Annotated in this window: 15 protein-coding genes, 1 tRNA gene and 2 rRNA genes (1 of these 18 running past the window's edge); 14 read left to right on the top strand and 4 right to left on the bottom strand. The window is 62.4% G+C overall.

The features are described from left to right. From NKJ06_RS09055 to NKJ06_RS09110, 12 genes are all read left to right on the top strand, one after another. Positions 1-2648, top strand: a 23S ribosomal RNA gene (locus NKJ06_RS09055); it begins 173 nt to the left of the window's first position. 276 nt (positions 2649-2924) lie between these two features. Continuing rightward, positions 2925-3039: ribosomal RNA gene (rrf, locus tag NKJ06_RS09060) — 5S ribosomal RNA — on the top strand. A 167-nt stretch (positions 3040-3206) separates the two neighbouring features. After that, positions 3207-3283, top strand: a tRNA-Met gene (locus tag NKJ06_RS09065). A gap of 563 nt (positions 3284-3846) precedes the next feature. Beyond that, the gene (locus NKJ06_RS09070; protein ID WP_352631779.1) at positions 3847-4878 is read left to right on the top strand and encodes a substrate-binding domain-containing protein; all 1032 of its coding nucleotides are present in this window, start codon (positions 3847-3849) and stop codon (positions 4876-4878) included. A 98-nt stretch (positions 4879-4976) separates the two neighbouring features. Further along, positions 4977-6512, top strand: coding sequence for a sugar ABC transporter ATP-binding protein (locus tag NKJ06_RS09075; RefSeq protein ID WP_352631781.1), 1536 nt, complete (start codon positions 4977-4979; stop codon positions 6510-6512). Between the two features lie 76 nt (positions 6513-6588). Then, positions 6589-7512, top strand: a complete 924-nt coding sequence (locus NKJ06_RS09080) for an ABC transporter permease (RefSeq protein ID WP_352631858.1) — start codon at positions 6589-6591, stop codon at positions 7510-7512. 24 nt (positions 7513-7536) lie between these two features. Continuing rightward, the gene (locus NKJ06_RS09085) at positions 7537-8517 is read left to right on the top strand and encodes a sugar-binding transcriptional regulator (protein WP_352631783.1); all 981 of its coding nucleotides are present in this window, start codon (positions 7537-7539) and stop codon (positions 8515-8517) included. Beyond that, positions 8514-9509: an aldo/keto reductase gene (locus NKJ06_RS09090; RefSeq protein ID WP_352631785.1), complete on the top strand. Its 996-nt coding sequence runs from the start codon at positions 8514-8516 to the stop codon at positions 9507-9509. The genes NKJ06_RS09085 and NKJ06_RS09090 overlap by 4 nt, the downstream gene beginning before the upstream one ends. A 19-nt stretch (positions 9510-9528) precedes the next feature. After that, entirely contained in the window at positions 9529-11226 is a 1698-nt protein-coding gene (locus tag NKJ06_RS09095; protein WP_352631787.1) for a glycerol-3-phosphate dehydrogenase/oxidase, read from the top strand. Continuing rightward, on the top strand, positions 11217-12059 hold the full coding sequence (locus NKJ06_RS09100) for a class I fructose-bisphosphate aldolase (RefSeq protein WP_352809661.1): 843 nt from the start codon (positions 11217-11219) through the stop codon (positions 12057-12059). The genes NKJ06_RS09095 and NKJ06_RS09100 overlap by 10 nt, the downstream gene beginning before the upstream one ends. A gap of 19 nt (positions 12060-12078) precedes the next feature. Beyond that, positions 12079-13593 carry an FGGY-family carbohydrate kinase gene (locus NKJ06_RS09105; protein ID WP_352631791.1) on the top strand — a complete coding sequence of 505 codons (1515 nt, stop codon included), beginning with the start codon at positions 12079-12081 and terminating at the stop codon, positions 13591-13593. Continuing rightward, positions 13590-15206, top strand: coding sequence for a GMC family oxidoreductase (locus NKJ06_RS09110; RefSeq protein WP_352631793.1), 1617 nt, complete (start codon positions 13590-13592; stop codon positions 15204-15206). Before NKJ06_RS09105 ends, NKJ06_RS09110 begins: the two co-directional genes overlap by 4 nt. 5 nt (positions 15207-15211) lie before the next feature. Here the strand turns inward: NKJ06_RS09110 and NKJ06_RS09115 are convergent, their stop codons facing one another. Then, on the bottom strand, positions 15212-16129 hold the full coding sequence (locus NKJ06_RS09115) for a LysR family transcriptional regulator (protein ID WP_352631795.1): 918 nt from the start codon (positions 16127-16129) through the stop codon (positions 15212-15214). 159 nt (positions 16130-16288) lie between these two features. Between NKJ06_RS09115 and NKJ06_RS09120 the strand changes: the two genes are divergently transcribed. Together NKJ06_RS09120 and NKJ06_RS09125 are read left to right on the top strand one after the other, a co-directional pair. Further along, complete coding sequence (locus NKJ06_RS09120; RefSeq protein ID WP_352809663.1) at positions 16289-16927, top strand: DsbA family protein; 639 nt, start codon at positions 16289-16291, stop codon at positions 16925-16927. A 35-nt stretch (positions 16928-16962) separates the two neighbouring features. Next, positions 16963-17574 carry an NAD(P)-dependent oxidoreductase gene (locus tag NKJ06_RS09125; RefSeq protein ID WP_352631799.1) on the top strand — a complete coding sequence of 204 codons (612 nt, stop codon included), beginning with the start codon at positions 16963-16965 and terminating at the stop codon, positions 17572-17574. A 267-nt stretch (positions 17575-17841) separates the two neighbouring features. On the opposite strand, the gene NKJ06_RS09130 is transcribed toward NKJ06_RS09125, so the two are convergent. The 3 genes from NKJ06_RS09130 to NKJ06_RS09140 all read right to left on the bottom strand — a co-directional run. Beyond that, entirely contained in the window at positions 17842-18348 is a 507-nt protein-coding gene (locus NKJ06_RS09130; RefSeq protein ID WP_352631801.1) for an L-2-amino-thiazoline-4-carboxylic acid hydrolase, read from the bottom strand. Next, the gene (locus NKJ06_RS09135) at positions 18345-19130 is read right to left on the bottom strand and encodes an ABC transporter ATP-binding protein (RefSeq protein ID WP_352631803.1); all 786 of its coding nucleotides are present in this window, start codon (positions 19128-19130) and stop codon (positions 18345-18347) included. Before NKJ06_RS09135 ends, NKJ06_RS09130 begins: the two co-directional genes overlap by 4 nt. Beyond that, positions 19127-19877: ATP-binding cassette domain-containing protein (locus NKJ06_RS09140; protein WP_352809665.1), on the bottom strand; the 751-nt coding region annotated here is incomplete at its 5' end. The genes NKJ06_RS09140 and NKJ06_RS09135, both read right to left, overlap by 4 nt.

The following is a 19877-nucleotide window of genomic DNA, read 5'->3' on the forward strand; positions in this document are numbered from 1 at the left end:
CCGACTTGCTGCTGTGGTTTCCAAGTATCGATAATAGGTAACTTACCCTGAATACATAGGGGTAAAGTGGCGAACGCGGGGAACTGAAACATCTAAGTACCCGTAGGAAAGGACATCAACCGAGACTCCGGAAGTAGTGGCGAGCGAACCCGGACCAGGCCAGTGGCGATTGAGAGACAAGCGGAACCTTCTGGAAAGTAGGGCCATAGTGGGTGACAGCCCCGTACGCGTAATGCAATCAATCGTCCTCGAGTAAGGCGGGACACGTGAAATCCTGTCTGAAATTGGGGGGACCACCCTCCAAGCCTAAGTACTCGTGCATGACCGATAGCGAACTAGTACCGTGAGGGAAAGGTGAAAAGCACCCCGACAAGGGGAGTGAAAGAGTACCTGAAACCGATTGCCTACAAACAGTGGAAGCCCAAGGTTCGTCCTGGGTGACCACGTACCTTTTGTATAATGGGTCAGCGACTTAGTGTGACGAGCAAGCTTAAACCGCTAGGTGTAGGCGCAGCGAAAGCGAGTCTGAATAGGGCGTTCAGTTCGTCGCATTAGACCCGAAACCGAGTGATCTAGCCATGAGCAGGTTGAAGGTAAGGTAACACTTACTGGAGGACCGAACCCATAACTGTTGCAATAGTTCGGGATGACTTGTGGCTAGGGGTGAAAGGCCAATCAAACTCGGAAATAGCTGGTTCTCCGCGAAATCTATTTAGGTAGAGCGTCGACCGAATACCCCAGGGGGTAGAGCACTGGATGGGCTAGGGGTCCTCACCGGATTACCAAACCTAACCAAACTCCGAATACCTGGGAGTACTAGTCGGCAGACACACGGCGGGTGCTAACGTCCGTCGTGAAAAGGGAAACAACCCTGACCTACAGCTAAGGTCCCCAAGTTATGGCTAAGTGGGAAAGGATGTGAGGATCCCAAAACAACCAGGATGTTGGCTTAGAAGCAGCCATCATTTAAAGAAAGCGTAACAGCTCACTGGTCTAAATAAGGGTCTTTGCGCCGAAAATGTAACGGGGCTAAAGCCATACACCGAAGCTTAGGGTTTGGTCCGCAAGGGCCAAGCGGTAGCGGAGCGTTCTGTAAGCTGATGAAGCCATACCCGTGAGGGGTGGTGGAGGTATCAGAAGTGCGAATGCTGACATGAGTAACGTAAGGGGAGTGAGAGACTCCCCCGCCGAAAGACCAAGGGTTCCTGCTTAAAGCTAATCTGAGCAGGGTTAGCCGGCCCCTAAGACGAGGCGGAAACGCGTAGTCGATGGGAACCACGTTAATATTCGTGGGCTTGGAGGTAGTGACGGATCATTGAGGTAGTCCAATCTTATCGGATTGAACGGGCTGCTGCGTGGTTCCAGGAAATAGCTCCTCCTTATAAACCGTACCCGAAACCGACACTGGTGGTCTGGTAGAGTATACCAAGGCGCTTGAGAGAACTATGCTGAAGGAACTCGGCAAATTGCACGCGTAACTTCGGAAGAAGCGTGACCCTTTTCTACGCAAGTAGAGGAGGGTGGCACAGACCAGGGGGTAGCGACTGTTTATCAAAAACACAGGGCTCTGCGAAGTCGCAAGACGACGTATAGGGTCTGACGCCTGCCCGGTGCTGGAAGGTTAAGAGGAGGGGTGCAAGCTCTGAATCGAAGCCCCAGTAAACGGCGGCCGTAACTATAACGGTCCTAAGGTAGCGAAATTCCTTGTCGGGTAAGTTCCGACCTGCACGAATGGCGTAACGACTTCCCCGCTGTCTCCAGCATAGACTCAGTGAAATTGAATTCCCCGTGAAGATGCGGGGTTCCTGCGGTTAGACGGAAAGACCCCGTGCACCTTTACTATAGCTTTACATTGGCATTCGTAGTGGCATGTGTAGGATAGGTGGTAGGCTTTGAAACCTGGGCGCCAGCTCAGGTGGAGCCACCCTTGAAATACCACCCTTATTACTATGGATGTCTAACCGCGGCCCGTTATCCGGGTCCGGGACAATGTATGGTGGGTAGTTTGACTGGGGCGGTCGCCTCCTAAAGAGTAACGGAGGCGCGCGATGGTGGGCTCAGAACGGTCGGAAATCGTTCGCTGAGTGCAATGGCATAAGCCTGCCTGACTGCGAGACTGACAAGTCGAGCAGAGACGAAAGTCGGTCATAGTGATCCGGTGGTCCCGCGTGGAAGGGCCATCGCTCAACGGATAAAAGGTACGCCGGGGATAACAGGCTGATGACCCCCAAGAGTCCATATCGACGGGGTTGTTTGGCACCTCGATGTCGACTCATCGCATCCTGGGGCTGGAGCAGGTCCCAAGGGTATGGCTGTTCGCCATTTAAAGCGGTACGTGAGTTGGGTTCAGAACGTCGTGAGACAGTTCGGTCCCTATCTGCCGTGGGTGTAGGAATATTGAAAGGATCTGTCCCTAGTACGAGAGGACCGGGATGGACGGATCTCTGGTGGACCTGTTGTGGCGCCAGCCGCATAGCAGGGTAGCTATATCCGGACGGGATAACCGCTGAAGGCATCTAAGCGGGAAACCCACCTTAAAACGAGTATTCCCTGAGAACCGTGGAAGACGACCACGTTGATAGGCCGGGTGTGGAAGAGCGGCAACGCTTGAAGCTTACCGGTACTAATAGTTCGATCGGCTTGATCGTTCTCATTCCTTATGCCCATTTGACGAAGTCAAATGGTCCTATCAGCGCTTACGCATGAGCGGCCCTAACGGGCCTATGCTCCGCGAGGGCGCCGGAAAACCGGCGACGCGCAGTCGCGCTTGCGGGCTTATGCCCGAAGCGTCCTGTAGAAAACGTCGCCTTGGCACGGAAAGACGGGCAAATGGCGCAGGCCTATAGCGAGCGGGTATCCCCTACTCACTATTCCCTACTGCCTAATCCCTAACCCAGCTTCTCGAACAACGTGCGTTTTGCCGACCTGGTGGTTATGGCGGAGCGGCTGCACCCGATCCCATTCCGAACTCGGCCGTGAAACGCTCCAGCGCTGATGGTACTTCGTCTCAAGACGCGGGAGAGTAGGTCGCTGCCAGGTCTGCTAAACGCACGTTGATCTCACATCGGATGTGAGAGAAATCTTCTCTTTATGATTAGGCCCGCCAACGGGAACCACGGGCCGCGTAAGCGGCCCTTTCAGTTGGTGAGCCATCTACCTATTTGTAAGCCATGCTATTTGTAAGCCTCGGCTTATACCAAAGGTAACGCGGGGTGGAGCAGCCCGGTAGCTCGTCAGGCTCATAACCTGAAGGTCACAGGTTCAAATCCTGTCCCCGCAACCAACATCACAATCAGCCCGCCAGGCAAAATGCCGGCGGGCTGTTTGCGTTCGGGGGCGTCTCGGAACGAGCCGGCCGGAAAGCCTTCATGATCAATTCCCATGTCGCTGACCGGAAGCGGCTTTTGCTCGTCCGTGCGTCGCCCTGCCGCCCAACGCAGGATTCCTAACGACAGGGAGAGAGCGTCAAGCTCCAAGCCGAGCAGACGCCACCAACACTCGACCGGACGCCAGACTATGAAGGCGCTGCCGGCGATCGGCTCACCGCGAACGTCCCTCCAACATTCCATCTCCGCTTCGCCGTCAAGCGAGAAGGCCTTGCCAAAAAAGTGCGAGACCTTGGCCCCAACCGCGACCGGCCTCATCGAACCAGAACGTGTGGTGTCTTGTAGCGCGTATGGTGTGAAATATATTTCAATATGTGAATTATATTGACAGTACGAAACGGCGCTGTAATGTCCCGATCGTCGGCTTTCGGAGGAAGGTCGGCGTCATCAAATCCATACGGCAGCGCTCATTGAGCGCCTGCGACGGTCATTGAGGATGGCTTCGGCCAAGGGAGGAAACTTGCGCAAATTTCTGAGCACGCTCGCAATCGCGGCGGCTGCATCGACCTGCTTTGGGTCGATGCAAGCACGCGCCGAAACCCCCAACCCGTTCAAATGCGAGCCGGGTGAAAAATACGTCATGAACGTCATGGTCTCGGGCGTCGAATACTGGTTCCCGGTCTATGAAATGTTCAAGCAGGCCGGCCAGCAGTTCGGCTGCGAGACCGCCTATACGGGTACGCCCGAATACGACGTCAACAAGCAGATCGCGACCTTCGACCAGGCGCTGGCTCAGAAGCCGGCCGGCATACTGGTGCACCCGATGAACTCCGATCCGTTCATCGAGCCGATCAACCGCGCAATCGAGCAGGGCACAGCGGTGGTGACCTTCGCCGCCGACTCGCCGAATTCCAAGCGCGTCTCCTACATCACCTCCGATAACAATGCCGAAGGCACCTATGCCGCCGACGCCGTTGCCAAGGCGATGGACGGCAAGGGCGAATATGCGGTGCTGGAAAATCCCGGTCAGGACAATCACGACAAGCGCGTCAACGCTTTCGTTGCCCGCATGGAAGCCAAATGGCCTGACATGAAGCTGGTCGGCCGCGCCGCTTCGAACCAGGATCCGACCAAGGCCTATCAGGCGGTTCTGAGCCTGGCCCAGGCGCATCCCGATCTCGGCGCCGTGTTCATGCCGGAGGCCAATTCGGCCATCGGTGCTGCCCAGGCGGCCAAGGAAGGCGGCGGCAAGATCCGCGTCATGCTCGCCGACGTCAATGCCAAGATTCTCGACATGATCAAGGCCGGCGAGATCTTCGGCTCGGTCAATCCCAATCAGGGCATGCAAGGCTATATGGGCTTCATGCTGTTGTGGATGGCCAAGCATCCTGGCCTGATCGATCCGATGAACGACGCCCAGCGTTCGGGCTTCAACCCGATGAGCGTGCCCTTCGTCGACAATGGTTTCTCCATCGTCTCCAAGGACAATGCGGACGACTTCTACTGGGACAAGTATCTCAAGCGTCGCGGCACCAAGGGCATCGAGGAATAGTCTCGATCTTTCGTTCCCGACCCTTGCAGAGTCGGACCAAATCGGAAGGAGGCTTCGGCCTCCTTCCTCCTCAGCAATCGCCTTCGCAGGAGCATGGCGTGACCCTGGCGCCCATTCTTGAAATCCGTGGCCTGTCCAAGGCGTTCGGCCCGGTCAAGGCGCTGAGCGACGTGAAGTTCGAGCTGCGGCGCGGCGAAATCCATGCGCTGTGCGGCGAGAACGGCGCCGGCAAGTCGACGTTGATGAACATGATCGCCGGTGTGCTGCAGCCCGACGAGGGCGACATCCTGATCGACGGCGAGCCGCTCTCGATCCTCTCACCCGCGGCCGCCCAACGTCTCGGCATCGCGCTCGTCCACCAGGAGATCGCGCTCTGCCAGGATGCGACGGTCGCCGAAAACATCTACATGGCCGCGATCAACAGCCGGCGCGCGCCGCTGATGAATTTCCAGAAGCTCTATGCCGATGCCCAGAAGGTCATGAACCTGCTCGCGCCCATTCCGGTGCGCACCAGGGTCGCCGACCTTTCCATTTCCAACCAGCAGCTCGTCGAGATCGTCAAGGCGCTGACGCTCGACTGCAAGGTGCTGATGCTCGACGAGCCGACCGCGGCGCTCACCGAAAGCGAAGCGCAGCGCCTGTTTTCGATCGTGCGCGGGCTCAAGCACCGCAGCATCTCGGTGGTCTATATCAGCCATCGCATGGCCGAGATCTTCTCACTGTGCGACCGCGTCACCGTCTTCCGCGATGGCCGCTACGTGGCGACCGATGCGATTGCCGCCGTTTCCCCCGATGACGTCGTGCGCAAGATGGTCGGCCGCGAAATCACTCAGCTCTACCCCGACAAGCTGGCGCCGCAAGAGCCCGGGCGCCTGCTCCTCTCGGTGGAGGGGCTTTCCGACGGCCGTCGTTTCGCCGGCGTCGATCTTCAGCTCCGCGCCGGTGAAATTCTGGGCATAGGCGGCCTGATCGGCGCCGGCCGCAGCGAGATCGCGCAAACGGTCTGCGGTCTCAGGCCAATGACGTCAGGAACCGTTGCACTCGACGGAAAGCAGCTGCGGCTGCGCGGCTATGGCGATGCGGTCAAGGCGGGGCTGGTCTACCTTTCGGAAGACCGCAAAGGCTCCGGCGTGTTCCTCGATCTGCCGATCGCGGCGAACATCTCGGCGCTTGACCTTGGCAGGGTGACCGGGCCACTCGGCCTGCTCGATCGCAAGGCCGAGGATCGTCAGGCGAGGGAACTGACCGGCAGGCTCGGCGTGCGCATGGCCGGCATCGAGGCTGCCGTCTCGACGCTGAGCGGCGGCAACCAGCAGAAGGTCGCCATAGCCAAGCAGCTGTCCGTCAGCCCCAAGGTCATCATCATGGACGAACCGACACGCGGCATCGATGTCGGCGCCAAGGTGGAGATCCATCGGCTGCTGCGCCAGCTTGCCGGCAGCGGTGTCGGCGTCGTCGTCATCTCGTCGGAACTGCCGGAACTGATCGGCTTGTGCGACCGCGTCCTGGTGGTGCGCGAAGGCAGGATCGCCGGCGAACTCACAGCCGGCGAGCTCGGCGAGGAAGCCATCATCATGCTCGCCTCGGGCGTTCAGGACAGTTCAACTCAAAGGCAGGCTCAGAATGTCGCCTAGGGAATCAGGAGAAGCGCTCGTGCACGCCGAGATCAAGGCCGCCGGGCGGCGCATCAATTTCGCTCAGCTCGCATCGATGCGCGAGGCCGGGCTGATCGTCATCATCCTGGCGCTGTGCATCGCCATGAGCTTCGCCTCGCCGCATTTCCTGACATGGGGCAATTTCCGCGCCATGATGATGAGCTTTTCCATCGAAGGCATCGTTGTCGTCGGCATGACCATCCTGCTCATTGTCGGCGGCATCGACCTTTCCGTCGGCTCGGTCGTGTGTTTCTCAATGGTCGTCTCCGGCGCGCTGTTCCTCGCCGGCCTCGATCCCTGGACGGCAAGCCTGATCGGCATTGGCGTTAGTGCACTGATCGGCGCGGCGATGGGCTTCTTCGTCACGGTGATAGGCCTCAATCATTTCATCACGTCGCTGGCGGCCATGGTCATCGTGCGCGGCATGTGCCTGGTCGTCACCAAGGGCACGCCGCTTTCGCTGTTCACCCTGCCGCCGGCCTTCAAGGCCATCGGTCAGGGCAGCTTCAACAACATCCCCTATGTCATCCTGATCTTCGTTGTGGTGGTGGCGATCTTCGACTACCTGCTGCGCCGCGCCACGGCCTTCCGCAAGGTTTTCTACACCGGCTCCAACGAGAAGGCCGCGCAGTTCTCCGGCATCAGAACCAATCAGGTGAAGTTCTGGGTCACGGTGCTGTGCTCGACCCTCGCCGGACTGGCCGGCGTCATCTACATGGCGCGCTTCGGCGCGGCGACGCCGACCTTCGGCGCCGGCATGGAACTCAACATCATTGCCGCGGCCGTCATCGGCGGCGCCTCGCTGAATGGCGGCTCGGGCACCATCTTCGGAGCGATCCTCGGCATGGCGCTGCTCTCGGTGGTGACGAGTTCGCTTATCCTGCTCGATATCTCAGTCTATTGGCAGGACATGATCAAGGGATGCATCCTGCTGGCAGCCGTATCGATCGATCACTTCCTGCACCGCAAGAAGTCCTGAACTCCAAAGGCACCGAACAAGGCCATGGCCCCACCCAACACCCGCGACGACATTGCCGCTGTCCGCCAGATGCACCAGGCGCTTGTCCTGCATTATGTCGAAGGCAAAACCCAGGCCGAGATCGCCGGGGAACTCGGCATCTCGCATGCCACCGTCAACCGGCTGATCAAGCGCGGCCACCAGCTCGGCCTCGTCGAGATCAAGATCAAGTCACCGATCGACCACCTGGTCGACCTCGAAGCGCGGCTGGTGGCGCTTGGCGGTATCGAGCGGGCGGTGGTCGTGCCGTCGGTCTCCGAAAACCCTCACACAGCCCTGCAGCGGGTCGGCGAGGCGGCGGCGCGACTGCTGCTCGATACCATCAAGGATGGCGACACCATCTCGATCACCGGCGGCAAGGGCGTCAGCGCGCTGGTAGCCGGCCTCAAGCCGGGACGCCGATACGATGTCGAGATCATCCCGGCCACCGGGCTGGTGCAGGGCAAGCACTATACCGACGTCAATCACGTTGCCTCGCTTATGGCCGACAAGCTCGGCGGCCGCGCCTATCAGATCCATGCGCCGCTGTTTGCCGATACCGCGCAGCAGCGCGAGATGCTGATGGGGATCAGCTCCGTCGCAGACGTGTTTCGCAAGGCGCGCGAGGCCGACGTCGCGGTGGTGGGCGTCGGCTCCATCCTGACCGACGATTCCAGCTACTACGATCTGCATCCGTCCTCGAACGCCGATCGCCAGGCGATCGAGAAGTCCGGGGCGACAGGCGAACTACTCGCTCATCTCATCGATCGCCAGGGCAAGCTCTGCAACTACTCGCTCAACCGTTCGCTGGTCTCGCTGACGCTTGACGAGTTCGCGACCATCCCACGCTCGATCGGCATCGCCAGCGGCCCCAGCAAGGTCGCGCCGATCCTGAGCGCCATGCGCGGAAATCATCTCGACACCATCGTCACGGACGAGGCCACCGGGCTCCAGATCCTCGAGCTGGCCGAACAGGAGGCAGCATGAATTCTCGACAGATCCAGCGACAGATCGGCAAGTCCGGCATATCGGCGTCGGCTGTAGGCCTGGGCACGTGGGCGATTGGCGGCTGGATGTGGGGCGGCACCGACGAGAAGGAGTCCGTGCGGGCGATAGAGGCCTCGATCGACGCCGGCCTCAGCCTGATCGACACCGCACCGGCCTACGGCCTTGGCCGCAGCGAGGCGATCGTCGGTACCGCCATCAAGGGCAAGCGCGACAAAGTGGTGATCGCGACCAAATGCGGGCTGAACTGGCATTCGGGCAAGGGCGGCTATTTCTTCGACCAGGACGACAAGCCGGTGCATCGCTATCTCGGCGCCGACGGCATTGCCTATGAGGTCGAGCAGAGCCTGCGGCGTCTCGGCACCGATCATATCGACCTCTACATCACCCATTGGCAGGACCCGACGACGCCTATCGCCGAGACGATGGCGGTGCTGGAAAGACTGAAGACGGCCGGTAAGATCCGCGCCATCGGCGCCAGCAATATCAGCGCCGAGGATCTCGGCCATTATATCGATGCCGGCCAGCTCGATGCGATCCAGGAACGCTATTCGATGATTGACCGCGACATCGAGAACAGCCTGCTGCCGATCACCCGCCGCCATGACATCGCCACCCTCAGCTACTCCTCCCTGGCGCTCGGCCTGCTCACCGGCACGGTCGACCCCGGCCGCACATTCGGCGGCGACGACCAGCGCAAGGACAATCCGCGCTTCTCCACAGCCAACCGGCAGAAGGTCGCAAAGCTGAAGCAGGCCATCGCCCCGATTGCCGCCCACCACCAGGCCTCGATGGCTCAGATCGTCATTGCCTGGACGCTGGCCCAGCCGGGCATCACTTTCGCCCTGTGCGGCGCGCGCAATCCCGAACAGGCGCTCGACAATGCACGGGCCGGCGCGATCACGCTTGCGGCAAGCGAGCTTGCGGCGATCGACGCGGCGGCAGCCGCGCATCTCACGGCGATGGTTGCCTGAGCAAAAAGGCAACAGTCCAATGAACCGTAGCCAAACAACAGCCGCTCTGCGCGACCGGCCGGACATTGCCGTGCTCGTCATCGGCGGCGGCATCAACGGCATCAGCGTCTTTCGCGAACTGGCCTTGCAAGGGGTCGATGTCGTGCTGGCGGAAAAGGGCGATTTTTGCGGCGGTGCCAGTGCCGCGCTTTCGCGCATGGTGCATGGCGGCCTGCGCTACCTCGAAAACGGCGAATTCAAACTGGTGCGCGAATCGCTGCTCGAACGCGACCGCCTGCTGAGGAATGCGCCGCACTATGTGGCCCCGTTGCCAACGACGGTGCCGATCTTCGATATGTTTTCGGGTCTTGCCAACGGCGCGGTGCGTTTCCTCGGGCTGACGCGGCGGCCCAGCCGGCGCGGCGCGCTGGTCATCAAGACCGGCCTTGCCATGTATGATCTGTTCACCTCCGCGCGGCGATTGATGCCGACGCACAGGTTCAGGGGGCGAGCCGAGACCCTGAAGACATGGCCGGCGATCAATCCGGCGATCCGCAACTCGGCGACCTACTACGACGCCTGGGTGAGCCGGCCCGAACGCCTCGGCCTGGAGATGCTGCTGGATGCCACGGCAAGCGGGGCGAACGCGCGCGCCTTGAACTATGCGTTGGTGTCGTCGACGGGCGCCGGCCTTGCCATTACCGACACGCTGACCGGCGAAGAACTGCCGGTGCGGGCGCAACTGGTCATCAACGCCACAGGCGGCTGGATCGACCTGACCAACAAGGCCATCGGGGCCGCGGCCCCAAAGATGATGGGCGGCACCAAGGGCTCGCATCTCATCGTCGACAATGCAGAACTCTACACCGCACTCGGCGGCCACATGGTCTATTACGAGAACGAGGACGGCCGCATCTGCATCCTGTTTCCCTATCTAGGCAAGGTGCTGATCGGCTCGACCGACATCCGGGTCGATGATCCGGACCTAGTCCGCTGCGAGGAGGACGAGCAGCGCTACATCCTGCAGTCGCTCGCTTTCGTCTTCCCCTCGATCAAGGTTACCGACGACCAGATCGTGTTCCGCTTCGCGGGGGTACGTCCCTTGCCCGCCAGCGAAGACAGTTTTACGAGCCGCATACCGCGCGATCATTTTTGCGAGTTCGTCGAAGCGAGCGGGCATCTGCCGGCGACGCTTTGTATGATCGGCGGCAAGTGGACCACTTTCCGTTCATTTGGAGCGCTGGCAGCCGATATGGCGTTGAAGCGATTGGGGCTCGCGCGCAGCAAGGAAACGCAGGACATGGCTGTCGGTGGCGGCCGTGACTTTCCGGCCGACCCGGAGGCCTGGTGCGCGTCATTCGCCGCCGAGCACGGCCTGCAGGTCGAGCGCGCGCACACGCTTCTGCAGCGCTACGGCACCTCGGCCAGCGACTTCGTTTCGCACCCGGCGGGCGAACAGATGCTGCCGCAGTCGGACTATTCGGCAAGCGAGATCGGGCACATCATCGAGCGTGAGCATGTCGAGTGCCTTGCCGATCTGTTCCTGCGCCGCACCACCATTGCCATTTCGGGCGGCCTCAGCTTCGACCTCGTCAACGCCGTTCTCGACATGCTAGCGGCGCACAAAGGCTGGAATGCCGACCAGGCTGCCGCCGAATGCTCGACCTTCCTCGCCTTGCTGGCCGACCGGCACGGCATCGATCTCCAGACGCACCAAAGGAGCGCCCTATGCGCGTGAACAAGAAAGTCCGCATGAACCGGCTGTTCGGCGGTGGCCGCTGCCTCGACGTGGCTATCGATCATGGCGTCTGCAACGAACCGAGCTTCCTGGCCGGTCTCGAAGACATGGCTGGGGTCGTCAATCAGCTGGTCAAGGCCGGCCCCGACGCCATTCAGATGAACTACGGCCAGGCCGATCTGCTGCAGTCCGTACCAGGCAAGGATAAGCCGGCGCTGGTCATGCGCATCGACATGGGCAATCCTTACAACAGGATACGCCACCGGGCGATGTGGGCGGTGTTGCAGAACGAGGCCGAGCCCTTGCTTGGCGCCATCGAAATGGATGCGGCTTGCGTCGTCGTCAATCTGTTCATGCTGCCCGACGAGCCCGACCTGTTCCGGCAATGCGTGCAGAACATTGCCCGTGTGCGTGCCGACTGCGAGAAATACGGCCTGCCGCTGATGATCGAGCCGCTGGCCATGCTGCCGGTTGCCGAACATGGCGGCTACATGGTCGACGGCGACGCCGAAAAGATCGTCACCTTGACCCGGCTTGCCCGCGAGATGGGCGCCGATATCATCAAGGCCGATCCGACCACCGACCCCAACGATTTCCACCGTGTCGTCGAGGTCGCGCGCTGCCCGGTACTGGTGCGCGGCGGCGGTAAGGAGGATCTGCGCGCCGTGTTCGACAAGTCGGCTGCCTTGATGGCACAGGGTGCGCTTGGCATGGTCTATGGCCGCAACATCTACCAACATGCCGATCCGAGCGCGGTCGTGCGGGGGCTGATGGCGATCATCCACGATGATGCCGATGGTGCCGTCGCCTGGGACCTGTACAAGCAGGCATAGGCGGCGTCGGGAGGAGCCAATGGGTAAGTATATTCTCGGCCTCGATGCCGGCAACACCGTCATCAAGGCCGTCCTCTTCGACCTGTCGGGACGCGAGCTGGCGCTTGCCGCCCGCGACGGCCGCTCGTCCATGCCAAAGCCCGGACATGTCGAGCGCGACCTCGACGAACTCTGGCGCAACGCGGTTTCGGTCATTGGTCAATGTATCGCTGAAGCCGGCATCGACGCCGGCGAGATCGTCGCCATCGGCTGCGCCGGCCATGGCAACGGGCTCTACGCGCTCGATCGTGAGGGTGCGCCGCTGATCGGCATTCAGTCGCTCGACACGCGCGCGGTCGGCATCGTTGCCGAATGGGCCGAACAAAATGTCGGCGACCGCACCTATGCACACTGCCTGCAACGGCCGTGGGCGGCGCAGACGCCAACCCTGCTTGCCTGGCTCAAGCGCTTCTCTCCGGCCCTGTTCGCCAAAATAGGCACGGTTTTCCTGTGCAAGGATTTCGTCGTCAACCGCCTGACAGGCGCGCGCAGCAGCGATACATCAGACATGTCAGGTTGCGGCCTGCTGCAGATGCGGGACCGGCGCTACGAGCCGGATCTGCTTGCCGCCTATGGGCTCGATGATTGCATGGATCTGCTGCCGCCGGTGCTGGAATCGGCCGACATTGCCGGCCATGTCAGCAAGGAGGTGGCGACCCTGACGGGACTGCGCGCCGGCACGCCGGTAATCGCCGGGCTGTTCGACGTCGTCGCCAGCGCGGTCGGCTCGGGCGTGACCAGAACCGGTGCCGCCTCGGTCATCGCCGGAACCTGGAGCATCAACCAGGTGATCACCGACGAACCGATCCGCGACCCTTCGATTTTCATGCTGTCGACTTTCGATCGCCAGCGCTATCTGGCGATCGAATCCAGCGCGACCTCGGCCGCCAACCTCGAATGGATCGTTCGCGAATTCCTCGAGCATGGCGGCGAAGCCGGCAAGTCGCCGTTCGAATTGTGCAGCGAACTCGTCGCTTCCGTCGATCCGAACAGCGACATCCCGATCTATCATCCCTTCCTCTACGGCTCGCAGCAGAATGGCCATGCGCGCGCCGGCTTCTACGGTATCGCCGGCTGGCACAGCCGGGCCCATCTGCTGCGCGCGCTGTTCGAGGGCGTCGCCTTCGAGCACAAGCGCCATGTCGAGACCTTGCACAAAGCGGGCGCCGACTTCGACGCGGTGGTGCTGTCCGGCGGCGGCTCGCGCAGCACGGTCTGGCCGCAGATATTCGCCGATGTGCTCGGCGTACCCGTTACCGTGGCGCGCAGCCGCGAGACCGGCGCCCTGGGAGCGGCAATTGCGGCGGGCACCGGCGTCGGTATCTTCGCCGACTACAGCACGGGCGCCGCGGCCATGACGGCCGCCGCCCGGCACCTTGTACCCAACGAGGCGGTTGCCGACGCATACGCACGGCGGTATCGACTGTACGGCGAGATCAACCAGGCGATGACCCCGATGTGGGAGCGCATCGCCGCACAGCAGGCACGCACGTGAGCGAACCTTCACCGTCCCCGTTCGGCGACTACGACTATGTCATTGTCGGCGCCGGCTCCGCCGGCTGCGTGCTCGCCAACCGGCTCTCCGCCGATCCGCGCAACAGTGTGCTGCTTCTAGAAGCCGGCGGCAGCGACCGTTATCACTGGGTCGATATCCCGATCGGCTACCTCTTCTGCATGGGCAACCCGCGCACCGACTGGATGATGAAGACCGAGCCGGAAGCCGGTCTCAACGGGCGCAGCCTCAACTATCCGCGCGGCAAGGTTCTTGGCGGCTGTTCATCGATCAACGGCATGATCTACATGCGCGGCCAGGCAGCCGACTATGACGGCTGGCGGCAGGCCGGCAATGCCGGCTGGGGCTGGGACGATGTCTTGCCTTATTTCCTCAAATCGGAAGATTATCACGGCGGCAAGGGCGCCATGCACGGAAGCGGCGGCGAGTGGCGGGTCGAACGGCAGCGATTGTCATGGCCGATCCTCGACGCCTTCCGGGACGCGGCCGAGGAACTCGGCATTCCGCGCACCGACGACTTCAACACCGGCACCAATGAAGGCTCCGGCTATTTCGAGGTCAACCAGAGGAAGGGCGTGCGCTGGAACACCTCGAAGGCGTTCCTGCGCGGTATTGCGGCGCGCGAGAACCTGCGCGTGGTGCTCGGCGCGGAGACGGAACGGCTCGAATTCGACGGCCGGCGCGCAACCGGACTGGTGTTCCGAAAAGACGGTGGCCTGCACAGCGTGTCAGCCGGCCAGACCATTCTCGCTGCCGGCGCCATCAACTCGCCGAAGCTGCTCGAACTGTCGGGGGTGGGCCGCCCGGACCTGCTTTCGAGCCTTGGCGTGGATGTCCGCCACGCCTTGCCGGGCGTTGGTGAAAATCTGCAGGACCATCTGCAGATCCGCACCGTCTTCAAGGTCGCCAACACCGCGACGCTCAACCAGCGCTATCACAATCTGTTCAGCCGTGCGTCGATGGGGCTCGAATACGCGCTCAGGCGCAGCGGGCCGCTGTCGATGGCGCCGAGCCAGCTCGGCATCTTCGCCAGGAGCGATCCACGCCTCGAAACACCTGATCTCGAATACCATGTGCAACCGCTGAGCACCGACCGCCTGGGCGAGCCGCTGCATCGGTTTCCAGCAGTGACGGTATCGGTCTGCAATCTGCGCCCGGAAAGCCGAGGTACCGTGCATATAGGATCGTCCGACCCGCATGAGGCGGCGAAAATCCGGCCGAACTATCTTTCCACCGAGGGAGACCGCAGCGTGGCCATCGCTTCGCTGCGCCATGTCCGCCGTTTGATGAAGGCCCGGGCCGTGGCGCGCTTTGCGCCGGAAGAGATGCTGCCCGGCGCGCAGTACGACAGCGACGAAGACCTCATCCGCAAGGCCGGCGATATCGGCACGACGATCTTCCACCCCGTCGGTACCTGCAAGATGGGTTCGGACCCGATGGCGGTGGTCGACGACGGCCTGCGTGTTCACGGGCTTGCTGACCTGCGCGTGGTCGATGCCTCGATCATGCCGACAATCGTTTCGGGCAACACCAACTCTCCGGTCGTCATGATCGCGGAGAAGGCAGCCGAGATGATCCTGCAAGAGGCCCGCTGACGGCGTCACGCCATGGCGACGCCGCGCGATCGCCTCTTCTCGGCAGCCGCGAGCAGGTCGACGAAGGCGCGCACCTTGGCGGGCCGGAACCGGGCTGGTGGAAACACGGCATGGATGCCGCCGGTCGGCAAGGTCCAGTCGGCAAACACCGGCACCAGCCGTCCCTCAGTGATATCGTCGCTGACGCTGTAATCCGGAAACACGCCGAGCCCGATGCCGGCAAGCACGCAAGCCAGGGCAGCCGGGCTCTTGTCGCACATGATGACCGGGTTGAGCTCGGTCAGCACCGTTTCACCATCCCTAGAAAACAGCCATTGGCCGATGCCGCGCAGCTGGGCGTTGCCGACCCAGGCCAGGGATCTTGCCTGGCGCGGCGTCACGTCGGGCGGCAGGCTTGCCGCGAAGCCAGGGCTCGCCACCACGACCTGCCGTATCGTGCCCAGGCGCCGCGCCTGGTTCGAGGAATCCGTGAGCCAGCCGACACGGATGCCGAGATCGATCTGCTCGTCCACCAGATTGCTCACCGCGTCGTCGAAGATCGCCTCGACGCGCATATGCGGATAGGCCCTGAGATAGGCCGCCATGACCGGGGCCACCATCTTGGTGCCGTAGTCGAGCGGTGCGGTCAATCTCAGCGTTCCACTCGGTTCGACGGTTCCGCGCGAGATTTCGCCATAGGCCGCCTCCGCTTCCCGCAAGATGATCATCGCGCGGTCATAGAACAGGCGGCCCTCTTCGGTCGGCGTGACACGCCGTGTCGTGCGCTGCAGCAGCGTTGCGCCCAGTTCCTCCTCAAGCTTGCCGATCTGATGGCTGACCACAGCCTTGGCGACGCCAAGCCGGTCGGCCGCGGCGGTGAACGAGCCGGTCTCCATTACCGTGGTGAAGTAGGCGAGCCGATTGAGGTTCAGAAGTTCGGCCAAGGCGGCACCATTTGTATGATTGGATCAGACAGTTTGTATTATTGAGTGCTATTTTTCGCAAGAACGCCATTTGCCATATATCGGCCAACACGCTGGACAGGCGCAGCAGCCCAATATCCCGAACCAAGCCGGTGTCCCACACCAAGGATGGCAGCGATCATGAGCAATTCAGAAGTGACCTATCTTTTCGATCCGCTCTGCGGCTGGTGCTATGGCGCCACCCCGATGCTCGACAGACTGTTGGCCAGCGGCCTGCGCGTCGAGCTGCTGCCGACCGGCCTGTTCTCCGGCGCCGGCGCGCGTCCGATGGATGAGGGGTTTGCCGCCCATGCCTGGGCGAACGACCAGCGCATCGAGCGCCTGACCGGACAAGTGTTCACACCGGCCTACCGGCACAATGTCCTTGGCGTCCGCGGAACCCTGCTCGATTCGCATGCCGCCACGCTCGGTATCAGTGCCGCCGGTCTGGAAGATCCCAGCCGCCGGCTTGCCGCGCTGAAGACGATCCAACGGGCGCGCTACGTGGATGGACGCGATGTCGTGACGATCGGCGGTGTGGCCGAGGTGCTCGCCGCCGCCGGCATGGCGGACGCCGCCGAGATGCTCAAGACGCCGACCGAAACATTGCTGACGGCCCACCGCGAGCTGGTCGGCCGTGGCCGCTCGCTGTTCCAGCGCCTGCAGGCCGATGGCGTGCCTTCGCTGGCGGTCATCCGCAACGACGCGCCCCGGCTCATCGGTTCGAACGCACTGTTCGGCAGCTTCGACAATCTCGTCGCCCATATCGCGGCGGCGTGATCCCCAGAAAATCTTCAACAAGGGAACTGAAAGACATGGCAAAAGTCGCTCTCATTGGTGCATCCGGCGCAGTTGGTTCGCGCCTTCTCAAAGAACTCTCCGATCGCGGCCACACCGTCACCGGCATTGCGCGCAACCCGGAAAAGATCGCGGCGCTGCCACGCGTGACGGCCAGGAAGGGCGACGTCTTCGACGAGCAGGGTCTTGCCGATCTGATCCGCGGCCATGATGTGGTGATCAGCACGGTGCATTTTCTGGACAGCGACGCCGACACGCTGATTGCCGCTGTGCGGGCCTCCGGCGTGAAGCGCTATCTCATCGTTGGCGGCGCCGGCAGTCTCGAAGTCGCGCCCGGCAAGCGGCTGGTCGATACCCCCGAATTCCCTGATATCTACAAGGCCGAAGCGCAGAAAGGCGCCGACTTCCTGGACAAGTTGAAGACGGTCGGCGACCTCGATTGGACGTTCCTGTCGCCATCCGCCATGTTCGTCCCGGGCGAGCGCACCGGAAAATTCCGCCTCGGCAAGGACACGCTTCTCGCCTCGGACAAGGGCAGCAGCATTTCGTTCGAGGACTACGCCATCGTCATGGTCGACGAGATCGAGAAGCCTGCCCATATCCGGCAGCGCTTCACCGTCGGCTATTGATCGAACAGGCGTCGGCCCGGTCGAAAACGCGGCCGGGCCCCGCCAGGCGCGCCAAGGCTTCGCGGACGCCGACGCGCCGGTAGGTCTCGGTGACGAGGCCGTCTTGTCTCAGCGCCTCGCGGCGGCGTTCAACGAAGGCGCGTTCCTCGCTGGTCAGGTCGTGCTCGCGCTTGCGGAGCCACTCCTGATAGGACGGATCGACTTCCTTGACCGGCTTAGCCGCCGTCGAAACCGAAGCCGGCCGTTGTCGGTATGGCGAGTACTGAGCTATCCGGCATCCTGGTCTGTCAATGCGATGTGACAGCAGCCGGAGCCGTGGCCTGGTGTCCAGGTGACATTGTCGAAACGCACGCCGGTCGCCTCGAACAGGCCGCGGTCGAAGGCGCCGGCAATACGGCAGAGCGTTGCGAGTTTTTCGTCATTAAGCCCAGCCTCGACCCAGGCATCTTTCAGCGGGCAGCGTTTCACCTTGAAGGCGATGCGATCATCGCTGCGTTCGACATCGGTCGGGTACATCAGGCCGCCATCCGGGCTGACGGCCAGGAAGGCCTCGCCGATCGCGCGTGCGTCATTGGGGCCGAAGCCGGCGAAGGCGGCTGCGGCCACTTCCTTGCCGCGCTGTTCGATGGCGCGGGTCATGACCGCTTCGGCCCTTTCAGCGCCCAGTTCTCCGGTCAGTTCCTCGAGGAACAGGCGGTACAGATCGGCTCGGTTGCGAAAGGCGGAATCGAGTTCGCGCGACAGCTTCTCGGCTCTGGCTTCGGGATCGGTCATGATGCGTCCTGTGTGGTCCGGTTCAATCTCGGTGCGGCCGCCACCAGCGCCTTGCCGACGGCCGATTGCGGTGCGCCGATGACGGTTCGGGCATCGCCGCTCTCGGCAATCCGCCCGGCGTCGAGAAGGACGACGCGGTGGGCGATGGCGCTGATAACGCCGAGATCATGTGAAATGAAGAGATAGGCAATCTGTTCCTGGCGTTGCAGGTCAAGCAACAGGTCGAGGATCTGTCCGCGCACGGAAACGTCGAGCGCCGACACCGCTTCGTCGAGCACGATCAGCGACGGTTTCGTCGCGATGGCGCGCGCGATGGCGACGCGCTGCCGCTGGCCACCGGAGATTTCATGGATGGCGCGGGTGGCGAGGTCGGCCGTCAGCCCGACACGCTCCAGCAAGGCGGCGATGCGGCGCGGGCGCTCGGCGCGGGAGGCGATGCCATGGATGCGCAAGGGATCGTCGAGGACACGTGCCACCGTGGCGCGCGGATTGAAGGCGGCCAACGGGTCCTGGAACACCATTTGCAGGCGTGCGCGACGCGCTCGCAGCGCAGCCCCGCTCAAGGCCAGAAAATCATTGCCTTCGAAGTCGATGCGGCCAGCGTCCGGCTCGTTCAGCCGCAGCACCAGCCGCGCGATGGTCGACTTGCCGCTGCCGGAGGGCCCGGCCAACGCCAGCGTCTCGCCGGGGTCGATGTGAAAGGAGACATCGTCGATGGCAGCGATGGCCTTTTTGTCGCGACGGTAGCGTTTGGTGAGGTTGGATACGGTCAGCAGGCTCATGCGTGGAGCTCGGCTCGGTTCAGCAACGGCTTGGCGTCGAGGCCGATATGGGCGTCGAGCAGCGCGCGTGTGTAGGCCTGGCCAGGTGCATTGATGATCTGCGCCGTCGTGCCAAGCTCGACCAGCTGGCCATAACGGAAAACGGCGATGCGCTCGGCAAGCTCGGCCGCCAGCGCGATGTCGTGGCTGATGAACAGCAGTGTCATGCCGTCCTCGGCCACCAGGCGCCGGATCAAGGCGACGATCTCGGCCTGCACGATGGTATCGAGCGCGCTGGTCGCCTCGTCGGCGATCAGCAATTTCGGACCGGCCGCAATGGCCGCAGCGATCGCTACACGCTGCTTCTGGCCGCCGGAGAGCTGATGCGGGAAGGCGCGCAAGGCGGCATCCGGATCGGGCAGGCGGACACGCTCCAGCAAGTTTTTTGCTTTCGCATACGCCTCTGCCCATGTGAGGCCGAGATGGGTGCGCGCGACTTCGGCGATTTGTTTGCCGACCGTCATGACGGGGTCGAGGCTGGCTGAGGGATCCTGGAAGACGAAGCCGATGTCGCGGCCGAGGACGGGCGTGCAGCTGGGCGCGGTGTTGAATTTGAGAGGCTGGCGTTCCGTCACACCCCCCTCTGTCCTGCCGGACATCTCCCCCGCAAGGGGGGAGATTACGCCATCATCTCCGCTTTCGCCAATCATTGAGATCGCACGCAAGGAGCCACCCGCGACACCGCCAATCTCCCCCCTTGCGGGGGAG

The organism is Mesorhizobium sp. M0293, from assembly GCF_040321735.1.
Lineage (GTDB): Bacteria > Pseudomonadota > Alphaproteobacteria > Rhizobiales > Rhizobiaceae > Mesorhizobium.

What these genes read in the sequence shown, in the direction of transcription:
- NKJ06_RS09095 (WP_352631787.1), top strand. Translation starts at nt 9,529, where the DNA reads ATGAACCGTAGCCAAACAACAGCCGCTCTGCGCGACCGGCCGGACATT.
- NKJ06_RS09130 (WP_352631801.1), bottom strand. Translation starts at nt 18,348, where the DNA reads ATGACCGATCCCGAAGCCAGAGCCGAGAAGCTGTCGCGCGAACTCGAT.
- NKJ06_RS09100 (WP_352809661.1), top strand. Translation starts at nt 11,217, where the DNA reads ATGCGCGTGAACAAGAAAGTCCGCATGAACCGGCTGTTCGGCGGTGGC.
- NKJ06_RS09085 (WP_352631783.1), top strand. Translation starts at nt 7,537, where the DNA reads ATGGCCCCACCCAACACCCGCGACGACATTGCCGCTGTCCGCCAGATG.
- NKJ06_RS09135 (WP_352631803.1), bottom strand. Translation starts at nt 19,130, where the DNA reads ATGAGCCTGCTGACCGTATCCAACCTCACCAAACGCTACCGTCGCGAC.
- NKJ06_RS09105 (WP_352631791.1), top strand. Translation starts at nt 12,079, where the DNA reads ATGGGTAAGTATATTCTCGGCCTCGATGCCGGCAACACCGTCATCAAG.
- NKJ06_RS09120 (WP_352809663.1), top strand. Translation starts at nt 16,289, where the DNA reads ATGAGCAATTCAGAAGTGACCTATCTTTTCGATCCGCTCTGCGGCTGG.
- NKJ06_RS09090 (WP_352631785.1), top strand. Translation starts at nt 8,514, where the DNA reads ATGAATTCTCGACAGATCCAGCGACAGATCGGCAAGTCCGGCATATCG.
- NKJ06_RS09125 (WP_352631799.1), top strand. Translation starts at nt 16,963, where the DNA reads ATGGCAAAAGTCGCTCTCATTGGTGCATCCGGCGCAGTTGGTTCGCGC.
- NKJ06_RS09080 (WP_352631858.1), top strand. Translation starts at nt 6,589, where the DNA reads ATGCGCGAGGCCGGGCTGATCGTCATCATCCTGGCGCTGTGCATCGCC.